Below are 16216 nucleotides of genomic sequence, written 5' to 3'. Positions count from 1 at the left end.
GCAGCCCCGCCCGTAACAGTGCCCGCAAGGCCGCATCCACCCCGCCGCAATCCAACTGGCCGCGGCCTGATGAACCGGAACGGTTCGTCGCTTCACGTGATCAGCTGCTGGAAATGTATCGCCAGATGGTGCTGATCCGCCGCTTTGAAGAACGCGCCGGCCAGTTGTATGGCATGGGCCAGATTGGCGGTTTCTGCCACCTCTACATCGGCCAGGAAGCCGTGGTGGTGGGCCTGCAGGCAGAACTGATCAAGGGCGATTCCATCATCACCGGCTATCGTGATCATGGCCACATGCTGGCCTGCGGCATCAGTTCCAAGGCGGTGATGGCGGAATTGACCGGTCGGGCGGCCGGGATCAGCGGCGGCAAGGGCGGTTCGATGCACATGTTCAGCGTTGAACATGGGTTCTTTGGCGGCCACGGTATCGTGGCGGCGCAGGTACCGTTGGGCGCTGGCCTGGGATTTGCCCACAAATACAAGGGCGATGGCCATATCGCCGTGACCTATTTCGGCGACGGCGCCGCCAACCAGGGCCAGGTCTATGAAAGCTTCAACATGGCCGAGCTGTGGAAACTGCCGGTGATCTTTGTCATCGAAAACAACCAATATGCCATGGGCACTTCGGTCAACCGCGCCAGTTCGGAAGACCAATTGTATCGGCGCGGCGAAAGCTTCCGGGTGCCGGGCCTGCAGGTTGATGGCATGGACGTGCTGGCCGTGCGCGGCGCTGCCAAACAGGCGGTGGAATGGGTGCGCGGCGGCAACGGGCCGTTGCTGCTGGAAATGAAGACCTATCGCTATCGCGGCCACTCGATGAGCGATCCAGCCAAATATCGCAGCCGCGACGAAGTGCAGGCGATGCGCGAAAAGAGCGACCCGATCGAAGGCTTGAAGAAGCTGATCCTTGAGGCGGGCCATTCCGATGAAGCCGCGTTGAAGGCCATCGATCGTGACGTGCGCGACGAGGTGGCCGAAGCGGCAGACTTCGCCCTTGAAGCGCCCGAGCCTGCCTTGTCCGAACTCCACACCGACGTGCTGCTGGGAACTTATTGATGCCGCAGATTCTCCTCCCCGCCATGTCGCCCACCATGGAAGAGGGCACACTAGCCAAATGGCTGGTGGCCGCCGGCGACGTGGTCAAACCCGGCGACGTGATCGCTGAAATCGAAACCGACAAGGCGACGATGGAGCTGGAAGCCGATGATGGCGGTACGGTGACGGCGCTGCTGGTGGCGGCAGGCTCTGAAGGCGTGAAGGTGGGGACACCGATCATCATCATTGCCGGCGAAGATGAAGCTGCCGCGCCGGTGGCGGCGCCAGCGCCAGCGCCTGTGGCAGCGCGCGTGGTGGCCGCGCCGGCTCCGGAGGCGCCCATTGCGCCTGCTGCAGCGCCGGTCACCGCCGCCGTCATCTCACCCGAAGCCGCCACTGGCCCCACCCGTCGCCAGACCGTGCGCGAAGCCCTGCGCGATGCCATGCCGAGGAAATGCGCACCGACGATACCGTGTTCGTGATGGGCGAGGAAGTTGCCGAATATCAGGGCGCTTACAAGGTGACGCAGGGCCTGCTGGAGGAATTTGGCGGCAAACGGGTGATCGACACGCCGATCACCGAATATGGTTTTGCCGGCCTGGGTGCTGGCGCTGCGATGGGCGGCCTGAAGCCCATCGTTGAGTTCATGACCTTCAATTTCGCCATGCAGGCCATTGATCACATCATCAATTCGGCCGCGAAAACGCTGTATATGTCGGGCGGCCAGATGCGTTGCCCCATCGTGTTCCGCGGCCCCAATGGCGCCGCCAGCCGCGTTGGCGCGCAGCACAGCCAGAATTACGGGCCCTGGTATGCCAGCGTGCCCGGCCTGATCGTGCTGGCGCCCTATAGCGCCGAAGATGCCAAGGGCCTGCTGAAGGCTGCGATCCGTAGCCCCGATCCGGTGGTGTTCCTTGAAAACGAGCTGCTTTATGGCCAGAGCTTTGATGTGCCGGAAGGCGATCATGTCGTTCCCATCGGCAAGGCCCGCATCGTGCGCGCCGGCAAGGATGTGACACTGGTCAGCTACTCCATCGGTGTGGGGGTGGCCTTGCAAGCCGCCGAAACCTTGGCCGGCATGGGCATTGATGCCGAAATCATCGATCTGCGCACGCTGCGCCCGCTCGACACGGCGACAGTGCTGGCCAGCCTGAAGAAGACCAACCGCATGGTGGTGGTTGAAGAAGGCTGGCCAACCTGTTCGATCGCATCGGAAATCATGGCGGTGGTGATGGAAAAGGGCTTCGACGATCTTGATGCCCCGGTGCTGCGTGTGACCAACGTGGATGTGCCGCTGCCCTATGCTGCAAACTTGGAAAAGGCGGCCTTGCTGAAGGCGGAGGATGTCGTCACCGCTGTCCGTGCCGTGTGTTACCGGTAAACAGCATGCAAACCCGCGTCGCCGTGATGATCGATGGCAGTTATTTCAACCGCGTATCGACCTTTTACAAGTTCGAACATGAAGCTGGCCGGCGGCTTTCCTTGTCCGGATTGATGGACTTCATCCGCATTGCGGCGGCCGACATGGAAGAAGTGCCGCGCGCCCGCACGCGGGTGGTGGAAGCGCATTATTTCCGCGGCCGTTACACGCTGCGCGATCTGGAAGACCGGGCGCGCAATGCCAGTTTCGTCGAGGAATCGCTGCGCAACGACCGGGTCTTCGATCAGATCCTCGCGGCCAGCAACATCACGCCGCATTTTACCCGCATCGACACCAACAGCGAACCGCCCAAGGAACAAGGCATCGATGTGTGGCTGGCGCTGGAAGCCTTTGATCTGGCCGTGTCCGACCGTTGCGACGTGGTGGCGCTGGTGGCTGGCGATGGCGATTTCGTGCCATTGGTGAAGAAGATCAACGCCATCGGCAAACGTGCGCTGGTGGTGGCGTGGAGCATGAAATCCGAAGCCGGCACGCAGGTGCGTTATTCGGGGCCCTTGGCCGGTGCCGCAGCCTATTTTCTCGACATGGCCGACCTGATCGACAACCCGGACGACGACGAACAGCGCGCCCTGGTCGATCAGCTTTTTGTGGACAATTAACCATGGCAATCGACGTCACAATGCCCGCCCTTTCGCCCACCATGGAGGTGGGCACGCTTGCCAAATGGCATGTGAAACTTGGGCAGACCGTGAAATCCGGCGACATCATCGCCGAGATTGAAACTGACAAGGCCACCATGGAAGTGGAGGCTGTGGACGAAGGCACGGTGATCGAACTGGCGGTGCCTGAAGGCCTGGAAAATGTGCCGGTGGGCACGGTGATCCTGCGTCTTGCGGGTGAGGGCGACGATGCTGCGCCAGCGCCGCCCAAGGCCGCCCCTGCTGCGCCCGCTCCCGCACCTGCGCCGGCCGTGGCGGCTGCGCCTGTTGCTGCGCCGGTTCCGGCACCTGCCGTTCTGGCTCCAGCCGGTGACCGCGTGATCGCCAGCCCGCTGGCCCGCCGCATCGCCGAAATGACGGGCGTGGATCTGGCCAGCATTGCCGGCAGCGGCCCGCGCGGACGCATCGTGCGCGCCGATGTGGAAGCAGCCAGCGGCAAACCCGTCGTTGCCGCTGCCCCGGCACCCGTCGCGGCGGCACCGGCTCCGGTGGCGGCCCCCGTTGCGGCTGCGCCCGTTACCAGCGACATCCCGCACAGCGTGGAAAAGCTTGGCAATGTCCGCAAGGTCATCGCCCGCCGCCTGACCGAGGCCAAACAGTCGATCCCGCACATCTATCTGACGCTCGATGTCGAACTCGATGCGCTGCTCAAACTGCGCGGTGAGCTCAACAAGGCGCTGGAAGCGCGCGGCATCAAGGTGAGTGTCAACGATCTCGTCATCAAGGCGCTGGCGCTGGGCCTGCGGCAGGTGCCCAAATGCAACGTGTCGTTCGCCGGCGATAACCTGTTGGTCTATGATCGCGCCGATATCTCTGTGGCGGTCGCCGCCCCGTCGGGCCTGATCACGCCGATCATCGTGGGCGCCGATGGCAAGGCGGTCAGCCAGATCGCCAGCGAAATGAAGGCGCTGGCCGAAAAGGCCCGGGCCGGCAAGTTGCAACCGCACGAATATCAGGGCGGCACCGCCAGCCTGTCCAACCTCGGCATGTTCGGCATCAAGCAGTTCGAAGCCGTGATCAACCCGCCGCAGGCGATGATCCTGGCGGTGGGCACCGGCGAGAAGCGGCCGGTGGTGAAGGGCGACGCGCTTGCCATCGCCACGGTGATGACCATCACCGGCAGCTTCGACCATCGCGCCATCGACGGCGCCGATGGTGCGGCCCTGATGAGCGCGGTGAAGGCGCTGATCGAGAACCCGCTGGGGTTGGTGGCATGACCACAACGCACGATCTCGTCATTCTCGGCTCCGGGCCCGGCGGTTATGTCGCGGCAATCCGCGCTAGCCAGTTGGGCCTGAAGGTCGCCATCGTCGAGCGCGAGCGCCTGGGCGGCATCTGCCTGAACTGGGGCTGCATCCCGACCAAGGCGCTGCTGCGGACCAGCGAGATTTATCATTATATCACCCACGCCGATGCCTATGGGCTGAGCGTGGAGAAGCCGTCGTTTGACCTGAATAAGGTGACGGACCGCAGCCGCAAGGTCGCAGCGCAGTTGAACAGCGGCGTCAAAGGCTTGATGAAGAAGAACAAGATCGAGGTGGTCGAAGGGCAGGGGCGGTTGACCGGGGCGACCACGGTGACGGTCACCACGGCCAATGGCGATCGGGTGCTTACGGCCAAGAACGTTATTGTCGCCACCGGTGCTCGCGCCCGTGATCTGCCGGGCGTGGAGGCTGATGGCAACCGCGTGTGGACCTATCGCCACGCCATGGTGCCGCCCGCTATGCCGACCAAGCTGCTGGTGATCGGTTCGGGTGCCATCGGCATCGAGTTCGCCAGTTTCTACAGTGACATGGGTGCCAAGGTGACCGTGGTCGAGATGCTGGATCGCATATTGCCGGTGGAGGATGAGGACGTCTCCGCCTTCGCGCAAAAGGCGCTGACCAAGCAGGGCATGACCATCATCACCGGTGCCAAGGTTTCAGACGTGACGCCGGGGCCGGACGGGGTGAAGGCGACCATCACCACCGCTGACGGCAAGGCGGCCACCGACAGCTACAGCCACGTTATCGTTGCCATCGGCATCGTGCCCAACACCGAGAATATCGGCCTGGAAGCGCTGGGCGTCGCCACCAATCGCGGCCATATCGTGACGGACGGCATGTGCCAGACCAACGTGCCCGGCCTCTATGCCATCGGTGATGTGACCGGCCCGCCGTGGCTGGCGCACAAGGCCAGCCATGAAGGCATCATCGCTGTCGAACATATCACCGGCGGCCATCCGCATGCGATGGACGTGGCCCGCATTCCGGGCTGCACCTATGCCCGCCCGCAGGTGGCCAGCATCGGCCTGACCGAAGCCAAGGCCAAGGCCGCGGGCCACACGGTGAAGGTCGGTAAATTCCCCTTTATCGGCAACGGCAAGGCCATCGCGCTGGGCGAAGCGGAAGGCTTTGTGAAGACAGTGTTTGATGCCACCACCGGGCAATTGTTGGGCGCGCATATGGTGGGCGCCGAAGTCACCGAGCTGATCCAGGGTTATGCCATCGCCATGGGGCTGGAGACGACCGAAGTCGAGTTGATGCACACCATCTTCCCGCACCCGACGCTGAGTGAAATGATGCACGAAAGCGTGCTCGACGCTTATGGCCGCGCGCTGCACTATTGATGGCGCTGGTGGCGGCCTTGATCATGGCCGCTGCCGGCACTGCCAGTTTGATGCCGCCGGGGTGGAGCGTGCTGTGCCCGCCCAAAAACCGGCCCGACGAGATCGTGGTGTGTGCTGACCGCGAGCCGAGATCGTCACCGTATCGCGCACCGCTGCCCGTGCTGCGGGCATTTGGCGGGCGCGGCACCGCCAGCGTATCGGCCGAGCGAAATCGCCTGCTGGGGCCAGATACGGGCACGATTGGCACCTGTTCAACCTGGGGCGCTGGCGGCGCGTTTGGCTGCAATTTTCAGCAGTTCAAGAACAATGTGAACCAGGCCGCCGGGCAGGGTGATCCGCGCGGGCGGGTCTATGCCGCGCCCCGATAGTTAAGCCCCCTGGCTCGACTGCGTCAGCCTGCCGCAGACCAACATGACAGAAAGTCAATCTTTGCGCTTGCAAAGAAGACGAATTTAATCTTATATCATACGCAACGGTCAGGCCAATGTGACAACTGCCCTTGTCACGGTCTGGCTGCGGCGGGCGTATCCAGCACTTCCCCTGTTTGTGTTGGATACGCCCGGTTCGCGTTCTGCTGCCGGTATCAGGCTGATTTCAGCTGGCTCACAGCTTCGTCTTCCCACTCCACCTGTACCGTTTCAAACTTGCCGGTATCGTGGTTGAGCACGCGCAGCACGCCTTCGGCGATATCGAACAATGCGCCTTGCAGATGCAATGTGCCGGCGGCTTCGGCTTCGGCAACAAAGGGGAAGGTGCGCAGATTATCGATTGAAAGCCGGATGGCGGCCAGTTCCAGCGCGCTGCAGGCATCGATATCGGGTGACAACTGGGCAGCGGCACGGATCGTGTCCCGCGCAGGCGCAATCAGGCTCATCCAGCGGCCGATGAAGCCACCTTCGCCCATCGGCGCATCGTCGAACGTGCCTTCCAGGCTGGCCTTGATGCCGCCGCAGCGGGCGTGGCCCAGCACAACAATATAATGCACCTTCAACTGGGTGACGGCATATTCGATCGCTGCGGATGTGGAATGCTGGTGATTGTCGCGGTCGCACGGTGGCACCAAATTGGCGACGTTGCGCACCACAAACATCTGGCCCGGTTCAGTATCGAACACGCGGGTGGGATCCACCCGGCTATCGGAACAGCTGATCACCAGCAGGCCGGGGGCCTGGCCCTTGTCGGCCAGAGCGTCGTAACGGCGGCGCTGTTCCTGATAGGCCCCAGTACGAAACCGGCGATATCCATCCAGCAGGGCCTTGAATTCGGGCATGTCACTCTCCGCAATGCAGCGTTCATCTTGGTTGGACTATCACAGCAACCGGGCAGGCTGCCAATGGCTTTCGAATTGGCCGCCGGCCAGTGTGTTGCGTGAAGGGAGTGCCGGCAGATGAATTTTGCTGCCCGTTATCGTGAGGAAGCGCCCGTGCGCGTGGCGCTGGCTGGCCTTGGCCTGTTGGCGCTGGCGGTGTTCTTCACCTTTTATCTCCAGCAGAAAGCGCCTGGCATTGGCGGCGTGCTGGTGTGGATCCTGGCCTTTTTGGCGCTGATCGCCTTGAGCATTGCGCTGCTGCTGTTGCGCGACAGTCGGCCAGCGGTGCGGCTTGGCTCCGATGGCATCAGGGATCGGCGCTGGTCGGCCAAACCGATCAGTTGGACGAACATTGCCGAATTTGATCCGGTGCGCTGCTATGGCCTGTCGGCGGTGCAACTGCGCCTGCGCGAACCCGCGCTTGATCCACCCAAAACGCTGCTGGCCAAATTCCTGCGCAGCTATGGCTTCGTTGCGGGCGATGCCGTGTTGATGCTGGTTCCTGGGCTTGATTGCACCGCCGATGCGCTGTGCGAGAAGATCATGGCCATCGGCACAGCTGCCATCGAGGCTGCCGAAGAGGCTGAGATATGGGCCAAGGGCAGCCCCTATGCCGCACCACCGAATGGCTGATATGCGCAACTGACCGGTTGTTCACGCCGGGCCTGACGGCTATCAAGCTGGCATGAGCGAACCCGTCCTTGATCTTCCCCTCACGCCATCCGGCCTGCCGCGTAAGCCGGACTGGATCCGGGTGAAGGCGCCGACCAGCAAAGCCTATAACGAAACGCGGGCGCTGATGCGGTCGTTGAAGCTCAACACGGTGTGCGAGGAAGCGGCCTGCCCGAACATCGGCGAGTGCTGGAGCCAGAAACACGCCACCGTGATGATCCTGGGTGATACCTGCACCCGCGCCTGCGCCTTCTGCAACGTGAAGACCGGGATGCCGAACAAGGTCGATGCCAGCGAGCCCGGCCATGTCGCCGAAGCCGCCGCGAAACTGGGTCTGGAACATATCGTCATCACCTCGGTTGACCGCGATGATCTGCCCGACGGCGGCGCCAGCCAGTTCGTCAAGGTGATCCAGGAACTGCGCCGGCAGACGCCGAACACCACGATCGAGATTCTCACGCCGGATTTCCGCAACAAGATGGACCGGGCGGTGGAAATGATCGTCGAGGCCGGGCCCGACGTGTACAACCACAATCTGGAAACCGTGCCGCGGCTGTATCCGACGATCCGGCCCGGCGCGCGCTATTATCATTCGCTGCGGCTGCTCGATAAGGTGAAGCAGTTGTCGCCAACCGTCTTCACCAAATCGGGCCTGATGGTGGGGCTGGGCGAAACAGCGCTGGAACTGCACCAGGTGTTTGATGACATGCGTTCGGCCGGTGTGGATTTCCTCACCGTTGGCCAGTATCTGCAGCCAACGCCGCGCCATGCCAAGGTGATGGAATTCGTCACCCCGGCGACGTTCCAGACCTATGCTGCCGTTGCTCGCTCCAAGGGTTTCCTGCTGGTCGCCGCGTCACCGCTCACCCGGTCCAGCTATCACGCCGGCAGGGATTTTGCCGAAATGCAGGCCCGCCGGAAGGCTAGTGTTGGGGTTGGCGCGAAGGCCTGATGCCAAAGCATCGCGAGACCCGCCGGCTGCCGTGGTCGGCAACCGAGATGTTTGATCTGGTGGCCGATATCGGCCGCTATCCGGAATTCCTGCCGTGGGTGCAGGGCATCAGGGTCGGACCAAAGCAGACCGGTGCCGATGGCCGGGACGTGTTGGTGGCCGATATGGTCGTGGGCTTCCGCATGATCCGCGAGAAATTCACCAGCAAGGTGACGCTGGGTCGCCCCGGCAGCATCCACATCGATTATCTCGATGGACCGATGAAGCATCTGTTCAACCAATGGACGTTCCGCGATGCCGCAAGCGGCTCTGAAGCTGGCGGCTGCGAGGTTGATTTCGCCGTCGATTTCGAATTCCGCAACCGGGCGTTCGAAACGTTGGCCGGGATGTTTTTCAGCCAAGCCTTTGAAAAGATGGTCGGCGCCTTCGTGGCGCGGGCGGAGCAGCTTTACGGGCCGCGGTAAAGGCCCTCCCCCATTCGGGGGGAGGGTCGAGAGACGCCGCAGGCGGCCCGGGGTGGGGGCTCACTGGCCGGTGCGCGGAAACCCCCACCCCGCCGCGCGTGCCGCGCGAGTCGACCCTCTCCCCAAAAGGGGGAAGGAGTTTTCAGGGCCGCAACAACTCCAGCGCAACCAATGCCGCCTCGCGGCGCACTTCAGCCCGACCGAGATCGCCGAACTGGCGGGTATCGGCGACCACCATTTCCGGGTCTTCGCCGCGGATGGCGCGGGCGAACACCACCATCCCCACCGGTTTGTTCGCGGTTGCGCCGCCCGGCCCGGCAATGCCGGTGATGGAAACGGCGACATCGGCCTGGCTGCGGGCCAGCGCGCCCAACGCCATCGCCCAGGCCGTGGCGACGGAGACCGCGCCAAAGGTGGCCAGCACGTCTTCGGAAACGCCGAGCATCTCCATCTTGGCTTCGTTCGAATAGGTGACAAAGCCGCGATCAAACACGTCGGACGAGCCGGCGATTTCGGTGAGGGCTGCTGACACCATGCCGCCGGTGCAGCTTTCGGCGACTGCAACATGGCGACCGGCCGCCCGATTTTCGGCGAGCACGGTTTCAGCAAGGGCAATCAGATCGGGGGTCATGCGATTGACTCCGGCAGCCGCACACTGGCCATGGCTTGCGCGGCAATGCCTTCCTGGCGGCCGGTGAAGCCGAGCTTTTCGGTGGTGGTGGCCTTCACGCTGACGCGTTCCAATCCGATACCCAGGATGGCGGCGATGCGGGCGCGCATGGCGTCGCGGTGCGGGCCAACCTTGGGTCGCTCGCAGATCAGCGTTACATCGACATGATCGATGATGCCGCCGCGCGCGCGCACCAGTTCGGCGGCATGGGCCAGAAACTGGTCAGACGCCGCACCGCGCCAGCGTTCGTCACTGGGCGGGAAATGATCGCCAATGTCGCCAGCCGCGATGGTGCCGAGCAGCGCATCGGTGAGCGCGTGCAGGCCGGCATCGGCATCGCTGTGGCCAATCAGCCCGGCATCGTGCGGCACCTTGATCCCGCACAGCCAGACATGATCGCCGGGGCCAAAGCGGTGCACATCAAACCCGGAGGCGGCGCGGGAGGAATAACTGGTCATCGCGCTTGCCTTGGCAAAATCATCGGCCTCCGTCACCTTGAAAGCGCGTTCATCGCCCGGTGTGATGGCGACGGACAGGCCGGCGGCGAGTGCGATCGCCACTTCGTCAGTCGCGCCAGGTGCAGCCGCGCGATGGGCGGCGAGCAGCGCCGGATAGCGAAACGCTTGCGGAGTCTGCACGCGCCAGAGATTTTCGCGGTCAACGCTGCCGGAAAAGCGCCCGGCCTCACCCCGGCGCAGGCTGTCAACCTGGGGCAGGGCGGGGCAGGCGCCGTCGACTTCGGCATCGCCGAAGGCGGCAATCAGTGCATCAAGCACCGCAGCTGGAACAAAGGCGCGGGCCGCATCATGCACCATCACGATATCGGGCGGGGAAACAGCCAGTGCTTCCAGCCCGGCCAGCACTGATAACTGCCGGGTCGCGCCGCCAGCGATGGGTTCGGGCAGGGCCAATCCGGCCACCGCTTCATCATAGAGCGCCCGGCATTCCGGATTGATCACCACGGTGACGCCATTGATCGACGGATGCGCCAGCAGCCGCGCGGCGGCATGGCGGAGCAGGGGCTGGCCAGCGACAAGGCGATACTGCTTGGGCACGGCGCCACCGGCCCTGATGCCGCTGCCGGCGGCGACGATGATGGCGTGGATGCGCATGGCTTTGCCGCATAGGCCCGGCTTGCCTTGTCGGAAAGGGCCAATCTGCGCTATGGGGCCCCGCGAAAGTGAAACCCGCAATGAGCCTTGTGTCCCCCATTCAGATCGGCCCCAACCGCATCGACGTGCCGGTGATCCTGGCGCCGATGACCGGCGTCACCGATCTGCCGTTCCGCACGCTGGTCAAACGCTTTGGCGCTGGTCTGACCGTGACCGAGATGATCGCATCGGAAGCCATGATCCGCGAAACGCGGCAGAGCATCCAGAAAGCCGCCTGGCACCCGAGCGAGGAGCCAGTGTCGATGCAGCTGGCCGGCTGTGAACCGCAGCGCATGGCCGAAGCCGCCAAGCTGAACGAGCAGAAGGGCGCGGCGATCATCGACATAAACATGGGCTGCCCGGTGAAGAAAGTGGTCAACGGCCACGCCGGTTCGTCGTTGATGCGCGATCTGCCGCTGGCGACGCAATTGATCCGCGCCACGGTGAAGGCGGTGAATTTGCCGGTCACGCTCAAGATGCGGATGGGCTGGGATCACAACAGCCTGAACGCACCGGAACTGGCGCGCATCGCCGAAGGTGAGGGCGTCCACCTCATCACCGTCCATGGCCGCACGCGTTGCCAGCTGTACAGCGGTACCGCCGATTGGGCGTTCGTGCGCACCGTGAAAGAGGCGGTGCGACTGCCGGTGATCGTCAACGGTGATATCTGTTCGATCGAAGACGCCAAGACCGCGCTGGTACAAAGCGGGGCTGACGGCGTGATGATCGGGCGCGGCGCGTACGGCAAGCCGTGGCTGATTGCACAGGTGATGGCGGCGCTGACGGGTCGTGCCGTGCCGGCCGATCCGACCCTGGCCGAGCAGCATGCGCTGGTGAAGGAACATTACGCGTTGATGCTCGATCTTTATGGCGAGCTGAACGGCGTGAACCTGTCGCGCAAGCATCTGGGCTGGTACACCAAGGGCCTGCACGACAGCGCGTCCTTCCGGAACAGCGTCAACTTTGTCACTGAAAGCCAGACCGTGCTGGCGATGATTGACCGTTTTTACGAGACGCAACTGGCGCTGCCGCCCAAGCCGACCGCGCTGGCAGCGTAATCTGTCGCATTGGGGCAACGCTGCGACGCTGCAGTGTGTTCCAAAGGCCACAATGCCGGGTTATGGTTCACATCTGTGAACGCCGAATCGCTCATCTCTGAACCACTTCCGGCGCGCCGGCAGCGTGGCCTTGGTGCCAGGCTGGCCCTGCGTTTGCGGCGTTTCTCGCGCCGGATCCTGCGCATCACCCGCAACGACAATTTCTATCCGCGCCTGGAACTGCTGGCGGCCACGGCCACCATCGTGCTGGGCTGGTCCAGCTATGCCCTGCTCACCCGGCGCGAAGTGCCGGCCACCGGCGCCTCGCAGCCGCTGGTGGCGCTGGTGCTGGTCGCCTGCCTGGTGCCGGCGATGCTGCTGATCGTGCTGATCGGCCGGCGCGTTGCCATTTTGCTCACCAACCGCCGCAAGGGACTGGCCGGGGCCCAATTGCACCTGAGGTTGGTGGCGCTGTTTGCCGGCATCGCCGCCGTTCCCACCTTGCTGGTGGTGGTGTTCGCCAGCTTGCTGTTTCAGTTCGGCGTGCAATTCTGGTTTTCCGATCGGGTGAAAACCATCCTCGATAGTTCCAACCAGGTCGCGCAGACCTATGTTGAGGAAAACCGCCGGCGCATCGCCGATGATATCGTGGTGATGGCGGCCGACGTGGCGAGCTATGCCCGTGATTTTGGCGAGGCGACGCCGCTTTACCGCCGCGGCCTCGATTTCCAGGTCGCGGGCCGCACGCTCACCGAAGCCGCCGTTTTCCGCGATACCGGCAAAGGGCTGGTGCTGGTTGCGGCCAGCGGCGTTTCGCCGGCAGAAGTGCAGTTGCACGTGGCCGATATCGATCTCAAGCGCGCGGCCAGCGGCCCGGTGACGTTGATCGGCATAGGCGAAGACCGGGTTGAATCCGCGGTGGCGGTGCCCGGCAACCCGGCCACTTTCCTGTATGTCAGCCGCAAGGTGGATCCGGCCGTGCTGGCCCGCGCCAATCAGGCCGCCGGCGCGTTGGGCGAATATAACGCGCTCACCGAACGCAGCCGGGTCATGCAGCTGCGTTTCAACTTGATCCTGATGGCGGTGTCGTTGCTCACGTTGATCGTGGCGATCTGGTACGCGCTGTGGCTGGCCAACCGGTTGGTGGAACCCATTGCGCGTCTGGCCAACGCTGCGGAACGGGTGGGGGCCGGTGATCTGGATGTGCGCGTGCCGGTGCGCGGCCAGGCCGATGAAATCGGCGTTCTGGAACGCGCCTTCAACCGTATGACCAGCCAGCTGAAATCGCAGCAAACGGCATTGCTCAGCGCCAATGACGAACTTGATGCGCGCCGGCGTTTTACCGAAGCCGTACTGTCGGGCGTGTCGGCCGGAGTCATGTCGATCACGCCGGAAGGGGTGATCCGCGTGGCAAATGCATCGGCCGCCGGGCTGCTGGCGCTGCCGCACCGCGTGCTGCGCGGCCAGATCCTGCAGGATGTGGCGCCCGAACTGGCCGAGTTGCTGGAGCAGGCGCGGCAAACCGGCGATGCCGCTGGCCAGGTCAATATTCAGCGCCGCGACGAAACCCAGACGCTGGCCGTGCGGATCGGTGCTGCCGAAGACGCGGAAGGCCGTGCCGAGGGTTTTGTGCTGACCTTTGACGACATCACCACGCAACTGCTCGATCAACGCCGGGCGGCCTGGGCCGATGTCGCCCGCCGCATTGCCCATGAAATCAAGAATCCGCTCACCCCGATCCAGCTCGCTGCTGAACGACTGCAGCGCAAATTTGGCCGCCAGATCAACGAAGACGCCGATACATTTGCAACATTGACCGGCACCATTGTGCGCCAGGTTGGCGATCTGCGCCGCATGGTCGATGAATTTTCCGAATTTGCCCGGCTACCACGCCCGGTGTTCGCCAGCGATGGCCTGGATCGGTTGATGCGCCAGGCACTGGTGCTGCAGGAAGTGGCGTTCCCCACCATCCGTTTCACCATGTGCGGCGCCACCGATCTGGCATTGGTGTGTGATCGCCAGCAACTGGGCCGGGCGCTGACCAATCTGATAAAGAACGCCGCTGAAAGCGTGATGGCGCGGATCGATCGTGATGGGGAAGGGGCCGCACCGGGCCAGATCGCCATCACAGTCGAAGCTGATGCCGACATGGCGCACATCAGCATTGCCGATAATGGCCTTGGCTTCCCGGTGGAAGACCGCATGCGCTTGCTGGAACCCTATGTCACCACGCGTGCCCGCGGCACGGGCCTGGGCCTCGCCATCTGCGCCAAGATTGTCGAAGATCATGGTGGCCATCTCGAACTGGCCGATAATCTGAGTGCCTGGCCCGATGGCCCCGGCGCTCTGGTCATTGCCCATCTGTCCCGCCGTCTCGTTCCTGAAGTGCAACCTGGTTTGCCCCTGCCAGTTGCTGCCACCACCGCCTGAGAAGGACTGCCCCCGCCATGCCTCTTGATATCCTGATCGTCGACGATGAAGCCGATATCCGCGATTTGGTGGCCGGCGTGCTGGGGGATGAGGGTTTTGATACCCGCACCGCCGCCCATGCCGAAGGCGCGCTGGCGGCGCTGGCCGAGCGCCGGCCCAGCCTGGTCATTCTCGATGTCTGGCTGCAAGGCTCGTCGATGGACGGGATCGAACTGCTGGATGCGATGAAGGCGCGGGACCCCACGCTGCCCGTGGTGGTGATTTCCGGGCACGGCAATCTCGATACCGCCGTCGCGGCCATCAAGCGCGGCGCCTATGATTACATTGAAAAGCCGTTCAAGGCCGAACAACTGCTGTTGGTGGTACGCCGCGCCACCGAAACCGAGCGTCTGCGCCGCGAGTATGAGGCGCTGAAAGAGCGGGTGGGCATTGATGTTGAACTGACCGGCACCAGCCCGCAGATCAACCAGGTGCGCGCCACACTGAAGCGCGTCGCCGCCACCGGCAGCCGGGTGCTGATCAGTGGCCCGGCCGGCTCCGGCAAGGAAGTCGCCGCCCGCCTGCTGCACCAGTGGAGCCCGCGCATCGAAGCCCCATTCGTGGTGGTTTCAGCCGCGCGCATGACCCCGGAACGGGTGGAAGAAGCCTTGTTCGGTGTGGAGGAAGGCGGCGGCAATGTTCGCGCCGGTCTGCTCGAACAGGCCCATGGCGGCACCTTGTTCCTTGATGACGTGGCCGACATGCCGATGACCACCCAGGCCAAGATCCTGCGCGTGCTGACTGAACAGGTGTTCCAACGGGTGGGCGGCGCGCGCTGGGTGCGGGTGGATGTGCGGGTGATTTCGGCCACCAGCCGCGATCTGGCCGCCGAGATTGCCGCCGGCCGTTTTCGGGAGGATTTATATTACCGGCTCAATGTCGTGCCGGTCAGGCTGCCGCCGCTATCGGAACGGCGCGAGGATGTGGCGGAACTCGCGCGCTATTTCCTGGCTCGCTATGCCGCCGAACGTGGCATGCCAACGCCCGATCTGTCTGAAGATGCGGTCGCGGCACTGCAAACCTATGATTGGCCGGGCAATGTGCGCCAATTGCGGAACGTGATCGAACGCACGATGATCATGGCGCCAACCACCAGCATGGCAATCCTGGATATCGACATGCTGCCGCCTGAAGTGACCGCCGAGCCTTCAAGACTGATGCCCGGGCACGCGGCACGATCGATCATGGGCACGCCGTTGCGCGAAGCCCGTGAAGCGTTCGAACGCGAATATCTGCGCGCCCAGATCCGGCGTTTTTCCGGGAACATCAGCCGCACCGCCGCTTTTATCGGCATGGAGCGCAGCGCCCTGCACCGCAAGCTGAAGGCGCTGGGGCTGGCCGACGATCCGGGCGGAGACGACATCGCCGACGAGACAATCTGAGCCATTTTTTGGCGCCATGTGGCGAAACACGTATTTGAAAAAGCTTTGGTTCATCCCTATTTGATGGCTACGGCGGTATGTGGCGCGCCCAAAAACAAGAGGATGACGCGATGGCGGACAAGCCCAACAATCTGCAGGACATGTTCCTTAACACGGTGCGCAAGACGCGCACGCCGGTCACCATGTTCCTGGTCAACGGTGTCAAGCTGCAGGGCGTCATCACCTGGTTCGACAATTTCTCGGTGCTGTTGCGCCGCGACGGCCACAGCCAGCTGGTATACAAGCACGCCATTTCCACCGTCATGCCAGCCACGCCGCTGCAGCTGTTCGAAGCTGAAACCGAAGAGTGAGAGACTGAATTTGAGTTA

The 16216-nt window shown here is 63.5% G+C and carries 14 protein-coding genes and 2 pseudogenes; 13 read left to right on the top strand and 3 right to left on the bottom strand.

Going from position 1 to position 16216, the window contains the following annotated elements:
• The 6 genes and pseudogenes from pdhA to RMO81_RS10280 form a co-directional block, all read left to right on the top strand.
• Positions 1 to 1055, top strand: a 1055-nt coding sequence (gene pdhA / locus RMO81_RS10305; protein WP_310475769.1) for a pyruvate dehydrogenase (acetyl-transferring) E1 component subunit alpha, incomplete at its 5' end; no start/stop codon positions are given.
• Positions 1055 to 2415: pseudogene (locus RMO81_RS10300) on the top strand (pyruvate dehydrogenase complex E1 component subunit beta). The gene pdhA and the pseudogene RMO81_RS10300, both read left to right, overlap by 1 nt.
• 5 nt (positions 2416 to 2420) lie before the next feature.
• A complete protein-coding gene (locus RMO81_RS10295; RefSeq protein WP_310475768.1) occupies positions 2421 to 3074 on the top strand; it encodes an NYN domain-containing protein in 654 nt (217 codons plus the stop codon).
• Positions 3075 to 3076: 2 nt separating this feature from the next.
• Positions 3077 to 4351: a pyruvate dehydrogenase complex dihydrolipoamide acetyltransferase gene (locus RMO81_RS10290; RefSeq protein ID WP_310475767.1), complete on the top strand. Its 1275-nt coding sequence runs from the start codon at positions 3077 to 3079 to the stop codon at positions 4349 to 4351.
• Positions 4348 to 5742 (top strand): dihydrolipoyl dehydrogenase, encoded by a 1395-nt coding sequence (gene lpdA / locus RMO81_RS10285; RefSeq protein WP_310475766.1) that lies wholly within the window; start codon positions 4348 to 4350, stop codon positions 5740 to 5742. The genes RMO81_RS10290 and lpdA overlap by 4 nt, the downstream gene beginning before the upstream one ends.
• Positions 5742 to 6110: a hypothetical protein gene (locus tag RMO81_RS10280; RefSeq protein WP_310475765.1), complete on the top strand. Its 369-nt coding sequence runs from the start codon at positions 5742 to 5744 to the stop codon at positions 6108 to 6110. Before lpdA ends, RMO81_RS10280 begins: the two co-directional genes overlap by 1 nt.
• Positions 6111 to 6325: 215 nt before the next feature.
• On the opposite strand, the gene RMO81_RS10275 is transcribed toward RMO81_RS10280, so the two are convergent.
• The gene (locus RMO81_RS10275; protein ID WP_310475763.1) at positions 6326 to 7012 is read right to left on the bottom strand and encodes a carbonic anhydrase; all 687 of its coding nucleotides are present in this window, start codon (positions 7010 to 7012) and stop codon (positions 6326 to 6328) included.
• A 117-nt stretch (positions 7013 to 7129) separates the two neighbouring features.
• Here RMO81_RS10275 and RMO81_RS10270 point away from each other — a divergent pair, with 117 nt between their 5' ends.
• From RMO81_RS10270 to RMO81_RS10260, 3 genes are read left to right on the top strand one after another with little or no spacing between them, the layout of a single operon-like run.
• Positions 7130 to 7684 carry a hypothetical protein gene (locus RMO81_RS10270; protein WP_310475761.1) on the top strand — a complete coding sequence of 185 codons (555 nt, stop codon included), beginning with the start codon at positions 7130 to 7132 and terminating at the stop codon, positions 7682 to 7684.
• Between the two features lie 52 nt (positions 7685 to 7736).
• Positions 7737 to 8675: a lipoyl synthase gene (lipA, locus tag RMO81_RS10265; RefSeq protein WP_310475760.1), complete on the top strand. Its 939-nt coding sequence runs from the start codon at positions 7737 to 7739 to the stop codon at positions 8673 to 8675.
• Positions 8675 to 9139 (top strand): type II toxin-antitoxin system RatA family toxin, encoded by a 465-nt coding sequence (locus RMO81_RS10260; RefSeq protein WP_310475759.1) that lies wholly within the window; start codon positions 8675 to 8677, stop codon positions 9137 to 9139. Before lipA ends, RMO81_RS10260 begins: the two co-directional genes overlap by 1 nt.
• 142 nt (positions 9140 to 9281) lie before the next feature.
• On the opposite strand, the gene RMO81_RS10255 is transcribed toward RMO81_RS10260, so the two are convergent.
• Both RMO81_RS10255 and RMO81_RS10250 read right to left on the bottom strand, forming a co-directional pair.
• Positions 9282 to 9770, bottom strand: coding sequence for a CinA family protein (locus tag RMO81_RS10255; protein ID WP_310475758.1), 489 nt, complete (start codon positions 9768 to 9770; stop codon positions 9282 to 9284).
• Positions 9767 to 10921: a bifunctional 2-C-methyl-D-erythritol 4-phosphate cytidylyltransferase/2-C-methyl-D-erythritol 2,4-cyclodiphosphate synthase gene (locus tag RMO81_RS10250; protein WP_310475756.1), complete on the bottom strand. Its 1155-nt coding sequence runs from the start codon at positions 10919 to 10921 to the stop codon at positions 9767 to 9769. Before RMO81_RS10250 ends, RMO81_RS10255 begins: the two co-directional genes overlap by 4 nt.
• An 80-nt stretch (positions 10922 to 11001) precedes the next feature.
• Here RMO81_RS10250 and dusB point away from each other — a divergent pair, with 80 nt between their 5' ends.
• From dusB to hfq, 4 genes and pseudogenes are all read left to right on the top strand, one after another.
• Positions 11002 to 12018, top strand: coding sequence for a tRNA dihydrouridine synthase DusB (gene dusB, locus RMO81_RS10245; protein ID WP_310475755.1), 1017 nt, complete (start codon positions 11002 to 11004; stop codon positions 12016 to 12018).
• A 153-nt stretch (positions 12019 to 12171) separates the two neighbouring features.
• Entirely contained in the window at positions 12172 to 14427 is a 2256-nt protein-coding gene (locus RMO81_RS10240) for a PAS domain-containing sensor histidine kinase (RefSeq protein ID WP_310475754.1), read from the top strand.
• Positions 14428 to 14444: 17 nt separating this feature from the next.
• Complete coding sequence (locus RMO81_RS10235; RefSeq protein WP_310475753.1) at positions 14445 to 15848, top strand: sigma-54 dependent transcriptional regulator; 1404 nt, start codon at positions 14445 to 14447, stop codon at positions 15846 to 15848.
• Between the two features lie 110 nt (positions 15849 to 15958).
• Positions 15959 to 16186, top strand: a pseudogene (gene hfq, locus RMO81_RS10230) (RNA chaperone Hfq); the annotation flags it as partial.
• Positions 16187 to 16216: the final 30 nt, after the last annotated feature.

Source organism: Sandarakinorhabdus sp. (genome assembly GCF_031422795.1).
Classification (GTDB): domain Bacteria; phylum Pseudomonadota; class Alphaproteobacteria; order Sphingomonadales; family Sphingomonadaceae; genus Sandarakinorhabdus.
The sequence above is the reverse complement of the archived record's forward strand: the minus strand, read 5'-3'. Positions and strand labels throughout refer to the sequence as shown.